Consider the following 12,245-nt stretch of genomic DNA (forward strand, 5'->3'; position numbering starts at 1 on the left):
CCGTGAGCGACATCAAGTACTCGTTCGGCCTGTGGACCGTCGGCTGGCCTGCCGCCGACCCGTTCGGCACGGCGACCCGCCCCGAGCTCGACCCGGCCGAGTCGGTCCGCAAGCTCGCCGACCTCGGCGCCTGGGGCTTCACGTTCCACGACAACGACGTCTACCCCTTCGGCTCGGACGACGCCGAGCGCCAGAAGCACATCGACGCCGTCAAGAAGGCCTCCGCCGAGACCGGCCTGGTCTGCGAGATGGTCACCACCAACACGTTCACGCACCCCGTCTTCAAGGACGGCGCGTTCACCTCCAACAACCGCGAGGTGCGCCGCTTCGGCCTGCGCAAGGTGCTGCGCAACGTGGACCTCGCCGCCGACATGGGCGCGTCCACGTTCGTCATGTGGGGTGGCCGCGAGGGCACCGAGTACGACAACTCGAAGGACCTCCACGCGGCGCACGCGCGCTACGCCGAGGGCATCGACACCGTCGCCTCGTACATCAAGGAGAAGGGCTACGGGCTCAACATCGCCCTGGAGCCCAAGCCCAACGAGCCCCGCGGCGACATCTTCCTGCCGACCATCGGGCACGCCATCGCGCTGATCGACTCGCTCGACAACGCCGACATCGTGGGCCTCAACCCCGAGGTCGGCCACGAGCAGATGGCCAACCTGAACTACACGCACGGCATCGCCCTGGCCCTGCACGTCGGCAAGCTGTTCCACATCGACCTGAACGGCCAGCACGGCCCGAAGTTCGACCAGGACCTCGTGTTCGGCCACGGCGACCTGCTGTCCGCGTTCTTCACGGTCGACCTGCTGGAGAACGGCTTCCCGAACGGCGGCCCCCGCTACGAGGGCCCGCGGCACTTCGACTACAAGCCCTCGCGCACCGAGTACCTCGACGGCGTGTGGGAGTCGGCCAAGGCCAACATGAAGACGTACGACCTGCTCGCCGCCAAGGCGAAGCAGTACCGCGAGGACCCCGAGGTCCAGGCCGCCTTCGAGCAGGCCGGGATCTTCGAGCTGGGCCAGTCGACGCTCGCCGAGGGCGAGACGTTCGACTCCTTCCTCGCCGAGGCCGACCCCGACGTCGACGCCCTGGCCGAGAAGGACTACGGCCTGGTCCGCCTGCACCAGCTGGCGCTGAACCACCTGATCGGCTGACCTCCTCTCTGGTCGAAGTCCCGTCCGCTGGTCGAGCTTGTCGAGACCTCACCAGGTCTCGACAAGCTCGACCAGCGGTGCGTTCGGCTCGACCAGACGCTCGCGCACCGCGCGGTAGCGTGTCAGTCGCCTCTTCCTACGAACCACCTCCTGGAGCACCGATGCCCCTCGTCGCCGGCGTGGACACGTCCACGCAGTCCTGCAAGATCGTCGTGCGCGACGCCGAGACCGGCGCGCTGGTCCGCACCGGTTCCGCCAAGCACCCGGACGGCACGGAGGTGGACCCGCGGCACTGGTGGGACGCCTTCCAGGAGGCGGCGGCCGCGGCGGGCGGCCTCGCCGACGTCGCCGCGCTCTCCGTGGGCGGCCAGCAGCACGGCATGGTCACCCTCGACGTCGACGGCAACGTCGTCCGGCCGGCGCTGCTCTGGAACGACACCCGCTCCGCGCCGTCGGCCGAAGCCCTGATCACCGAGCTCGGCGATGGCGACCGCGCCGCGGGCGCGCAGGCCTGGGCCGACGCCGTCGGCTCCGTGCTGGTCGCCTCCCTCACCGTGACCAAGCTGCGCTGGCTACACGACAACGAGCCGGAGAACGCGGCGCGCGTCGCCGCCGTCGCGCTCCCCCACGACTGGCTGTCCTGGCGCATCGCGGGCTACGGGCCCGCAGGCGACCCGACCGCTCCCCTGGGCCCGCAGCTCGACAAGCTGTTCACTGACCGCTCGGACGCCTCGGGCACCGGGTACTACGACGCCTCCGTCGGCGAGTACCGGCCCGACCTGCTGGAACGCGCCCTGGGCCGGACCGACGTCCTGCTGCCGCGCGTCGTCGGCGTCGCCGAGGCGGGCGCCGTCGCGCACCCGAGCGTGGCGGGCGCCGACGTCGACGGCGGGGCCCTGATCGGCCCCGGCGCGGGCGACAACGCGGGCGCGTCCCTCGGCCTGGGCATGACGCCGGGCGACATCGCCATCTCGATCGGCACGTCGGGCGTGGTGTCCGCCGTCGCGCCGAAGCGCACCGCGGACGGTTCCGGCGCGATCAACGGCTTCGCCGACGCGACCGGCAACGCCCTGATGCTCGCCGTCACGCTCAACGCGGCGCGCGTCGTGGACGCGGCGCGCGAGGTGCTCAACGTCGACTTCGACGAGCTGGCCGAGCTCGCGCTGCAGGCCCCGCCCGGGTCCGACGGCCTGGTGCTCGTGCCGTACCTGGAGGGCGAGCGCACCCCCAACCGGCCCGACGCCACCGGCACGCTGCACGGCATCCGCCTGGCGACCTCGACCCGCGCCCACCTGGCCCGGGCCTACATCGAGGGCATGCTGTGCGGGCTCGCCGACGGCCTCGACGCACTGCGCGCGCAGGACGTCTCGGTGGAGCGCGTCATGCTGATCGGCGGGGCGGCGCAGTCGCCGGCCGTGCAGCAGATCGCCCCGCAGGTCTTCGGGCTCCCCATCGGCATCCCCGAGCCGGGCGAGTACGTGGCCGACGGCGCCGCGCGCCAGGCGGCCTGGACGCTCGCCGCGGCCTCCGCCGAGGGCGGCGCGGACGACGTCGCCCCACCCGCCTGGTCGACGACGATCGCGGCCACGCTGGCCGCCGACCCGAAGCCCGTGGTCCGCGAGCAGTACGCGGCGGTCAGCGACCTGGTCTGACCTGCCCGTACGCGCGCCCCGGTCAGTCGGGGCGCGTGTACCGCAGGTGCCGGAACCGCAGCCCGGAGGACGACGTCGTCCAGTCCGTCGCGGAGGCGACCGCCCACTCCGGACCGATCTCCGGGGCGTAGACGTCGCCCTCGACCTCGGTGTTGATCTCGCTGACCTCGAGCACATCGGCCACGGGCAGCGCCGCGTTGTAGACCTGGGACCCGCCGATCACCCAGATCTCGTCCCCGCCCGGGGCCTCGGCCGCGAGCCCGAGCGCCTCGCTGAGGGACGCGGTCGCGACGACGCTGTCGCCGGCGTCCGGGACCCCGAACGGGCCGCGCGACGAGACCACGATGTTGGTGCGGCCCGGCAGCGGGCGCCTGGGCAGCGACTCCCAGGTGAGCCGGCCCATCACCACGGGGTGTCCCGACGTGGTCCGCTTGAAGTGCGCGAAGTCCTCCGGCACGTGCCACGGGATGTCGCCGCCCGCGCCGATCACGGGCCGGCCTGCGGCGTCGCGCGCCTGTCCCCAGATGAGCCCGATCATCAGACGGCGATCGGGGCCTTGATGGTGGGGTGCGAGACGTACCCCAGCACCTCGACGTCCTCGAACTCGTAGTCGAAGATCGAGTCGCGCGGCGCGAGCCGCAGGGACGGGTAGGGGTACGGGTCGCGCGCGAGCTGCGTCTCGACCTGCTCCACGTGGTTGTCGTAGATGTGCACGTCGCCGCCGGTCCACACGAACTCGCCGACCTCGAGGCCGGTCTGCGCCGCGACCATGTGCGTGAGCAGCGCGTACGAGGCGATGTTGAACGGCACCCCGAGGAACAGGTCGGCGGAGCGCTGGTAGAGCTGGCAGCTCAGCTTGCCGTCGGCCACGTAGAACTGGAACAGGGCATGGCACGGCGGCAGCGCCATGTCGTCCACCTCGGCCGGGTTCCACGCCGTGACGATGTGCCGGCGCGAGTCCGGGTTGGTGCGGATCTGCTCGACCACCTTGGCGATCTGGTCCACGTGCCCGCCGTCGGGCGTGGGCCAGGAGCGCCACTGGACCCCGTAGACCGGGCCCAGCTCGCCGGACTCGTCGGCCCAGTCGTCCCAGATCTTCACGCCGCGCTCCTGCAGCCAGCGCACGTTGGAGTCGCCGCGCAGGAACCAGAGCAGCTCGTACACGACCGACTTGAGGTGCACGCGCTTGGTGGTGACCAGCGGGAAGCCCTGGGCCAGGTCGTACCGGATCTGCCGCCCGAACACGCTGCGGGTGCCGGTGCCGGTGCGGTCGCCCTTGCGGGTCCCGGTGGCGAGCACGTCGCGGAGCAGGTCCTCGTACGGGGTGTCGATCTCGGTCATGGGGCAAGCGTACGTCTGCTCCCGTCGAGGACCCGGGAGGGGTGCTCGCGCGTCACCCCTGCTGCGCGCGCAGCTCCCTGAGCCGCACACCACGCCGCCGGTAGAGCACGCCCATGGTCACGATCACGAGCGCCACCACGCCGCCGACGACGGCGCCCCACGCCGACCCGCCGCGGAACGCGGGACCGTCCACGTCGAGGATGCGCTCGCCCGCGTGCGCCGCGGCCGACGTGCCGAGCACGATCCCCAGGGTCAGCAGGTTCGGGATCGCGAACACGACCGCCAGGGCGAGGAACGCGCTGCGCACCTGGAGGGACTTCCTGGTGAGCACCGCCTGCGCCAGGAACAGCACCGGGACCAGCGTGAACACGGCGCCGACCATCAGCCCCCACCACGCGCCCGCGGCGAACGAGCCGTCCACGGCGTTGCCAATCACCTGCGCCCACCAGCGCGGGAGGAACGCGTCGAGGAACAGATAGATCAGCCAGACGGCCAGGACCACCCCGGCCACGGCGAGCAGCCGCTTCACGATGTCGCGCCAGTCAGGCGTCCACAGCACCTTCCCGCTGCCCGACGTCGTACCGGCCGCCCCCTGCTCACCGCTCAGCTTCTCCCCCATCGCAGAATCGTCGCAGCGCAGGGGCGGATCGGCGCGGCGAACGGGCCGGTCCGAGGGCCGGACAGGGCGGCCGACGGGAACGTCGCGGAGGCCGTCCGCGTTGACCACTAGGCCGACCGACCGGGACCCGCTGCGCCCAGCTACGTGACCGTGTCGGTGACCAGTGGAAGGATCACCCTCATGACGGAGCAGACGACCACCCCGGGAGCCACGAGCAACGAGGACGCCGTGACCCCCTCGCCCACGGACCCGCTGTGGGTGGAGCGCAACGGCACGCGGACGTACACGGGCTTCTCCGCCCGCGGCGCCAGCGTCGAGATCGGGCCGGCGAGCGCCGGCGCGGTGTTCACGCCGGGCGAGCTGCTGAAGATCGCGCTCGCCGCCTGCGCCGGGATGAGCAGCGACCGCGCCTTCTCGCGCCGTCTGGGTGACGACTACAGGACCACCATCCGGGTCGAGGACCCGAAGGACATGGCGGAGGACCGGTACCCGGTCCTCACGGAGACGTTCGAGATCGACCTGTCCTCCCTCGACGACGAGGACCGGGCAAAGCTCCTGACGATCGCCCAGCGATCGATCGACAAGGCATGCACCGTGGGCCGCACGCTCAAGGCGGGCGCCCAGATCCCGGACGCGCAGTTCAACCAGCCGGAGGGCTGACATGACCGACGACAAGAAGCTGACCAGGGCCGAGTCCAACGGCAGGGCGACCCCCGGCGACGCACTCGTGAAGCCGGACGACTCCCTGCACGTCACCAAGGCGGACTGGCTGAACTACAAGCCGGACGGCCCGCTCGACCACCTGGTCGACCGGGCGGTGACCATCCCGTCCGCGACCATCCACAAGCATGTGGACAAGATCCGCGCGCGGAACCCCGACGCCTCGCCGGCGGAGATCGTCAAGCTGCTGGAGAAGGAGTACCTGCGGGTCATCCAGACCACGGGCAGCGCGGTCGGCGCGGCCGCCGCGATCCCGGCGGTCGGCACGGCGGCGAGCGTCGCGCTGTCGACGAGCGACGTGGCGACGTTCTTCGCGTCGTCTGCGGCGTTCTCGCTCGCCATCGCCGACGTGCACGGCATCGATGTGCAGGACGTCCCACGCCGGCGCGCGCTCCTGCTCGCCACGGTGCTCGGCGACAAGGGTGCCAAGGACGTCGAGGACGCCATCGGCGGTTCGGGCGTCGCGTGGGGCAAGGTGCTGCTCACGAGCATGCCGCGCGGCACGCTCCAGCGCGTGAACAAGGCGCTGACGCACCAGTTCATCAAGAAGCAGATCGCCAAGCAGGGCAGCCTGCTGCTGGGCCGCATCCTGCCGTTCGGCATCGGCGCCGTCGTCGGCCTGGTCGGGGCACGCGCGCTCGGCCACACCGTGATCGCGCAGTCCCGCGCCGCGTTCGGTCCCCCGCCGGACCGGTTCCCGCGCGTCATCGAGCAGAAGTAGGCCGCGCCGCCCCTCCGGGGGCCGCGCGGCACCCCCTCCGGGGTGCCTTAAGACCCATATCAACCAGCGGATCGGCAGGATTCCGGGAGCCGACCTAGGCTGCCGTTCATGGCGGAAACGACGCACGGCGCCCTCGCGCCGACGTACCATCCCCTGCCGATAACGATCGCGCGGGCGCACGGTACGCACGTATGGGACACGGACGGCAACGAGTTCCTCGACTTCCTGTCGGGTTACTCGGCCCTGAACTTCGGGCATCTGCACCAAGGGCTGGTGGCTGCGGCGATGACGCAGCTGCGCCAGGTGACGCTCACGTCCCGTGCGTTCGACCACGACCGGCTCGAGGAGTTCGCCCAGCGGCTCGTCGAGGTCGTGGGACCGCTGACCACCGGCGGCGAGGACAGCCTCGTGGTGCCGATGAACACCGGCGCGGAGGCCGTGGAGACCGCGATCAAGGCGGTCCGCAAGTGGGGCTACGACGTGCGCGGTGTCCCCGCGGACCAGGCGACGATCATCGTGGCCGGCGGCAACTTCCACGGCCGCACCACCACGCTGGTCGGCCTGTCGGACGACCCCGTCTCGCACGACGGGTTCGGCCCGTTCGCCCCCGGGTTCGTCCGGGTGCCCTTCGGCGACCTGGCCGCGGTGGCCGACGCCGTGGACGACACGACGGTCGCCGTCCTGATGGAGCCCGTGCAGGGCGAGGCAGGCGTCGTGGTGCCGCCGGACGACTTCTGGCCGGGCCTGCGCGCCCTCACCGCGGAGAAGAACATCGCGCTCGTGGCCGACGAGGTCCAGTCGGGCCTGGGCCGCACCGGCACCACGCTGGCCTGCGAGCTCTGGGACGTGCAGCCGGACCTGGTCTGTCTGGGCAAGGCGCTGGGCGGCGGCATCGTCGCGGTCTCCGCGGTGGTCGGCAAGCCCGAGATCCTGAACGTCCTGACGCCGGGCACGCACGGCTCGACGTTCGGTGGCAACCCGCTGGCCTGCGCGGTCGGCGTCGCGGCCCTCGACCTGCTCTCGACGGGGCAGTACCAGGCGCGCGCCGCGGCGTCGGGCAAGGTGCTCCAGGAACGGCTCGACGCGCTCGTGGAGCAGGGCCTGCTCACCGGGTCGCGCTGCGTGGGGCTCTGGGCGGGGATCGACGTCGACCCGGCGCTCGGCACCGGCCGCGAGCTGTGCGAGGCGCTGCTGGAGCGCGGCGTCCTCGCCAAGGACACGCACGCGTCGACGATCCGCCTGTCCCCGCCGCTGTCGATCGTGCAGCCCGAGCTGGAGATGGCGCTGGACATCCTGGAGGAGTCGCTCGTGGCGCTCCGGGACGGCGGTTCCGAGGGCGGCCCGGGTGAGGGTTCCGAGGACGGCGGCTCGGACGGCGAGGCGCGGGCGGAGGTCGAGGAGCCGGCGGAGGCGGAGGATGATGAGCCGGCTTCGGCCGACACGACGAAGACCGAGGCACCGGCGTCCGATGCCGAGACACCCGAGGCTCCCGAGGAGGCCGATGCGGGCACCCCATCTGCGGACACCTCAGACATCCCGGACGCCAAGGTGACCCCGCCGCGCAAACGGCGTCGGCCCAAACTGTCACCGACCGCCGGCTGAGCGTATTCTCCCGGGGGTGACCACTACGACGTCGTCCCACCACACCGCCATGCTCCCCGCACTCGCGGAGCTCCAGCAGGCCTACGCCGAGCTTCAGGCCAAGGGCCTCAAGCTGGACCTCACGCGCGGCAAGCCGTCGGCCGAGCAGCTCGATCTCGCCGAGCCGATGCTGGCGCTGCCCGGCGTCGGTGTGCACACGGACGAGAACGGTACGGACGCGCGAAACTACGGCGGCCTGGACGGCGGCATCACGATCCGCCGCATCTTCGCCGAGCTCCTCGACGTGCCCGTGGAGCAGCTCCTCGCGGGCGGCAACGCCTCGCTCACGACCATGCACGACGTCGTCGCGTTCGCCGAGCTGTTCGGCTTCGCGGACTCGCCGAAGCCGTGGGCGCGCGAGGACAAGGTGCGCTGGATCTGCCCGGTCCCGGGCTACGACCGCCACTTCACCATCTGCGAGGCCTTCGGCATCGAGATGGTCCCGGTTCCGATGACGCCGGACGGCCCGGACGCCGAGGCAGTGGCCGCGCTCGTCGCCGCGGACCCCACCATCAAGGGCATGTGGGTCGTGCCCACGTACTCCAACCCGGACGGCGCGGTCATCAGCGCCGAGGTCGCCCGCGCGCTGGTCTCGATGCCCGCGGCCGCCCCGGACTTCCGCATCCTGTGGGACAACGCGTACGCGGTGCACCACCTGACCGACGACGAGGTGACCAGCCCGAACGCCGTCGCGCTGGCCGCGGAGGCCGGCCACCCGGACCGCGTGCTGCTGTTCGCGTCGACGTCGAAGATCACGTTCGCGGGCGCGGGCGTCTCGTTCCTGGGCAGCTCGCCGGCCAACATCGCCTGGTTCAAGAAGCACCTGTCGGTCGCCTCCATCGGCCCCGACAAGCTCAACCACCTGCGGCACGCGATGTTCTTCGGCTCCGCCGACGGCGTGCGCGAGCACATGCGCAAGCACCGCGCGATCCTGGCGCCCAAGTTCGAGGCCGTGGTCGAGATCCTGACCGAGCGCCTGGGCGGTTACGGCATCGCGTCGTGGACCGAGCCCAAGGGCGGCTACTTCGTGTCGCTCGACGTCGCGCCGGGCACGGCGGCCCGCGTGGTGCAGCTCGCCAAGGAGGCCGGCATCGCCCTGACGCCGGCCGGCGCCACCCACCCGTACGGCAAGGACCCGGAGGACAAGAACGTGCGCCTCGCGCCGTCGATGCCGCCGCTGAACGAGGTCCGCACGGCGATGGACGGTGTCGCGACCTGCGTGCTGCTCGCGGCGGCGGAGGCCGCACAGGCCTGACCTGTCAGACCCATGAACGTGTCAGACCCTCAGGTCACCCCGGTGACCTGAGGGTCTGACACGTTCTGGCTGGGCGCACGGCCGAGCCGGGGCGCGGTCAGTCCGGGCAGTGCTTGTTGACCACCAGCACCGGGCACGCCGCGTGGTGCAGCACGGCCTGGCTCGTCGAGCCGAGCAGCAGCCCGCGGAACCCGCCGCGGCCGCGCGAGCCCACGACCACGAGGTCCGACGCCGTCGAGAACTCCGTCAGCAGCTCCGCGCCCGTGCCGTCGAGCACGATCCGCCGGATGCGCAGCCCCGGGTTCTCGGCCTCGTACCGGTCGACGAGCACGTCCATGCCGGCCCCGATGTCGGCGAGCACCTGCTCCCGGTCGATCGAGGACGGCAGCCACGCGAGCATCCCGGCGTTCCCCACCGGCACCCCGGTGACGGCGGTCAGCTCCGCGCCCCAGGCGTTGGCCTGCACGATCGCGTGCTGCAGCGCCCGCTCGGCCTGCGGCGACCCGTCCACGCCGACGACGATGCGGCGCACCTCCCGGATCTCCGCGACCGCGGGGGTCGTACCGGTGTCCGCGGCCACGACCTCGGCGGGCCCGTCGGAGCTGAGGTCGGGCGGGGTCCAGGAGACGCCGCGGTTCGTCTCGGCGCGCAGCGGCACCACGACCACCGGGCACTTCGCGTGCGCGGGCAGCGCCGACGACACCGTGCCCAGCAGCCGCTCCGTGAACCCGCCCCGGCCGCGGGTTCCGACGACGGCGAGCCCGTAGTCGGCGGACAGCTCCACGAGCACGCCCGCGGCGTCACCGGTGGCGACCTCCGTCGTGGCGCGCACCCCGGCGTCGGCCACGCGGTTCTCCGCCTCGACCAGGACCGCCTTGGCGCCCTCCTGGATGGTGGTGTCGTCGAGGGCGGCGTACCCGCCGTCGAGCGACGCGGCCGTGAACGACGGGAGGGAGTAGCTGCACACGATGTGCAGCGCCCAGCCCACGCGGTGCGCGTAGGCGGTGGCCCAGTCCAGCGCGTGCAGACTCGCGGCCGATCCGTCCACCCCGACCAGTACGACCTCGGATCGTGTCATCGCCAGTCCTTTCCTCGGCAGTGCATCTTTGCCCTCCAACGCTACCGGCGGCGCGGTGCCCATGGGTATCCGGAGGCAAAAAGTATGCAGGACGACGGCAAAGCAGAGCGCCCGCCCGGTCGTGACCGGGCGGGCGCTCTGCGAGGTACTACGTGGCTGCGGTCAGCCAAGGCGGATGAACGTCGGGTTCGACTGCCAGATGGTGCGGAAGTCGACCACGGTGCCCGGCTTCGAGGCGTCGATCATGGTGTTGCCACCGGCGTAGATCGAGACGTGACCCGGGGTCCACATGAGGTCGCCCGGCTGGGCCTCCGACGCCGACACCTGCGTGCCGTAGCCGGCCTGCGCCGAGGACGAGTGCGGCAGCGAGATGCCGAGCTGGCCGAAGACGTACGAAGTAAAGCCCGAGCAGTCGAAACCGCTCGGGCTGCCGCCACCGGAGACGTACGGGACGCCGATGTACCGGCTGGCGATGGAGATCACGGAGTTGCCGATCGCGGACGCCGGGACGTCGACGGACGCGGAAGCAGTCGAGACCGTGGCGGCCGCAGCATCGGCGGCCTCGGCTGCCTCGGCGGCTGCTGCCTCAGCGGCCTCCTTGGCGGCGATCTCGGCCTGGTAGTCCTCGTTGTCGGCGGCGGAGACCACCGAGACGGCGGACTTCTCGACGCTCAGCTCGGCGTCGGGCGCGACGGTCACGACGGGGGCGTTGGACAGGGACTCACGGGCCTGCGACGTCAGCGCGTTCAGGTCCACGGAGTTCATCTTCGCGGGGCCGGTCTCCATCGGAGCGGCCTGCGCTGCCATCGCGCCACCGAACGTCGAGACCAGGAGCGCGCCACCCGCGGCGGCGACCGCGGTACGGCGACCCACGGCGGCGTTCTGGGCGAGCTCGGTCAGCGGGGTCACGGGGCGGCGCGCAGCACGATGGCGTGCGCGGGTGGTACGTGCGGTCACGTAGTACCTCTCCTTGTACGCCTTCGAGGTCAGCTGTCGGGTTCGGGTGGGAGAAATCACCCGGCCGTGCGCTCCACCAAAAATGGATTGCCCGGCTTCACCCCGAGGACGCACCCTGGCGCCCAATGGTGGGTCCCCCGCCTCTGTCATGCGGTCGTCTTGGGGCCCCGGCCGGTGACAGAGTTCGGCGTCCGTCCGGAGACTCCCTCGGAATAAACTCCGCGGGAGCGGTCCGAACGTACCCGACGTCACCCCCGATGTCACGTTCCGGCAACGAATGTCATGGCGTGTCGGACGTGCGGCTAGACCTTTCCGACAAACTGGCCCGTTTCGGGCACCTGCAACCGGTCTCAGGCGGGCATTTCAGGCGTATGTCTCAGGCGGTCGCGACGAACAGGTGCCGCGCCAGGTCCTCGCCCAGCTCGAGCGCGGTCCCGGCGCCGTCGACCGTGACCGTGTAGGTCCCGTCGCTGAGCTCGGCCGTGATCCGCGAGCCGGGCACGAGGCCGGCGTCGGACAGCCGGGCCAGCAGCTCGACGTCCGTCTGCAGCGGCTCCGCGATGCGGGTGAGCGACGCCGCGAGCGGCTCGCCCTTGACGCCCTTCTTCGCCGCCGCCTCGAAGGCGGAGGGCAGCGAGATGACGCCGGCCAGGAACGGCACGTCCGTGTAGGCCTCGCCGAGCTCCGACAGGCCGGGGATCGGGTTGCCGTACGGGTCGTGGTGCGGGTGGTCGAGCAGGCCCACGAGACGCTTCTCCACGAGATCGCTCATGACGTGCTCCCAGCGGCAGGCCTCGACGTGCACGTGCTCCCAGTCGAGCTTGATCACGTCGGTCAGCAGGCGCTCCGCGAGGCGGTGCTTGCGCATCACGCGCATCGCCTTCTCGTGCCCGAGCTCCGTGAGCTCCAGGTGGCGGTCCCCGGTCACGATCACGAGTCCGTCGCGCTCCATGCGCGCGACGGTCTGCGACACCGTCGGCCCGGAGTGCCCCAGGCGCTCCGCGATGCGCGCGCGCAGGGGGGTGATGCCCTCCTCGTCGAGCTCGTAGATCGTCTTGAGGTACATCTCGGTGGTGTCGATCAGATCCGTCACGTCAGCTCCCG

Annotated in this window: 12 protein-coding genes and 1 riboswitch; of the genes, 6 read left to right on the plus strand and 6 right to left on the minus strand. The window is 71.7% G+C overall.

Features of this window, described 5'->3' with window-relative positions:
• The first annotated feature begins 2 nt into the window (after positions 1-2).
• Positions 3-1,157, plus strand: coding sequence for a xylose isomerase (gene xylA / locus FHX71_RS21425; protein ID WP_182619456.1), 1,155 nt, complete (start codon positions 3-5; stop codon positions 1,155-1,157).
• Positions 1,158-1,318: 161 nt separating this feature from the next.
• Positions 1,319-2,809, plus strand: a complete 1,491-nt coding sequence (xylB, locus tag FHX71_RS21430) for a xylulokinase (protein ID WP_182619457.1) — start codon at positions 1,319-1,321, stop codon at positions 2,807-2,809.
• A gap of 22 nt (positions 2,810-2,831) precedes the next feature.
• Here xylB and FHX71_RS21435 read toward each other — a convergent pair whose 3' ends face one another.
• The 3 genes from FHX71_RS21435 to FHX71_RS21445 are packed head-to-tail and all read right to left on the minus strand — an operon-like array spanning position 2,832 to position 4,769.
• Complete coding sequence (locus tag FHX71_RS21435; protein ID WP_182619458.1) at positions 2,832-3,347, minus strand: dihydrofolate reductase; 516 nt, start codon at positions 3,345-3,347, stop codon at positions 2,832-2,834.
• A complete protein-coding gene (locus FHX71_RS21440; RefSeq protein WP_142040341.1) occupies positions 3,347-4,150 on the minus strand; it encodes a thymidylate synthase in 804 nt (267 codons plus the stop codon). Before FHX71_RS21440 ends, FHX71_RS21435 begins: the two co-directional genes overlap by 1 nt.
• 52 nt (positions 4,151-4,202) lie before the next feature.
• On the minus strand, positions 4,203-4,769 hold the full coding sequence (locus FHX71_RS21445) for a hypothetical protein (RefSeq protein WP_182619459.1): 567 nt from the start codon (positions 4,767-4,769) through the stop codon (positions 4,203-4,205).
• A gap of 180 nt (positions 4,770-4,949) precedes the next feature.
• Between FHX71_RS21445 and FHX71_RS21450 the strand changes: the two genes are divergently transcribed.
• From FHX71_RS21450 to FHX71_RS21465, 4 genes are all read left to right on the plus strand, one after another.
• The gene (locus FHX71_RS21450; RefSeq protein ID WP_182619460.1) at positions 4,950-5,429 is read left to right on the plus strand and encodes an OsmC family protein; all 480 of its coding nucleotides are present in this window, start codon (positions 4,950-4,952) and stop codon (positions 5,427-5,429) included.
• A 1-nt stretch (position 5,430) separates the two neighbouring features.
• Positions 5,431-6,210 carry an HMG-box domain-containing protein gene (locus FHX71_RS21455; protein ID WP_182619461.1) on the plus strand — a complete coding sequence of 260 codons (780 nt, stop codon included), beginning with the start codon at positions 5,431-5,433 and terminating at the stop codon, positions 6,208-6,210.
• 108 nt (positions 6,211-6,318) lie between these two features.
• Positions 6,319-7,812 (plus strand): ornithine--oxo-acid transaminase, encoded by a 1,494-nt coding sequence (gene rocD, locus FHX71_RS21460; RefSeq protein ID WP_182619462.1) that lies wholly within the window; start codon positions 6,319-6,321, stop codon positions 7,810-7,812.
• A gap of 49 nt (positions 7,813-7,861) precedes the next feature.
• Entirely contained in the window at positions 7,862-9,106 is a 1,245-nt protein-coding gene (locus FHX71_RS21465) for an aspartate aminotransferase type Ic (RefSeq protein ID WP_182620028.1), read from the plus strand.
• A 97-nt stretch (positions 9,107-9,203) separates the two neighbouring features.
• On the opposite strand, the gene FHX71_RS21470 is transcribed toward FHX71_RS21465, so the two are convergent.
• From FHX71_RS21470 to FHX71_RS21480, 3 genes are all read right to left on the minus strand, one after another.
• Positions 9,204-10,184, minus strand: coding sequence for a universal stress protein (locus FHX71_RS21470; RefSeq protein WP_182619463.1), 981 nt, complete (start codon positions 10,182-10,184; stop codon positions 9,204-9,206).
• A gap of 162 nt (positions 10,185-10,346) precedes the next feature.
• Positions 10,347-11,141, minus strand: coding sequence for a C40 family peptidase (locus FHX71_RS21475; RefSeq protein WP_312877163.1), 795 nt, complete (start codon positions 11,139-11,141; stop codon positions 10,347-10,349).
• Between the two features lie 2 nt (positions 11,142-11,143).
• Positions 11,144-11,341, minus strand: a riboswitch (cyclic di-AMP (ydaO/yuaA leader).
• A gap of 176 nt (positions 11,342-11,517) precedes the next feature.
• Positions 11,518-12,234, minus strand: coding sequence for an iron-dependent transcriptional repressor DtxR (locus tag FHX71_RS21480; protein WP_020017244.1), 717 nt, complete (start codon positions 12,232-12,234; stop codon positions 11,518-11,520).
• Positions 12,235-12,245: the final 11 nt, after the last annotated feature.

The sequence above is a fragment of the Promicromonospora sukumoe genome, from assembly GCF_014137995.1.
GTDB classification, from domain to species: domain Bacteria; phylum Actinomycetota; class Actinomycetes; order Actinomycetales; family Cellulomonadaceae; genus Promicromonospora; species Promicromonospora sukumoe.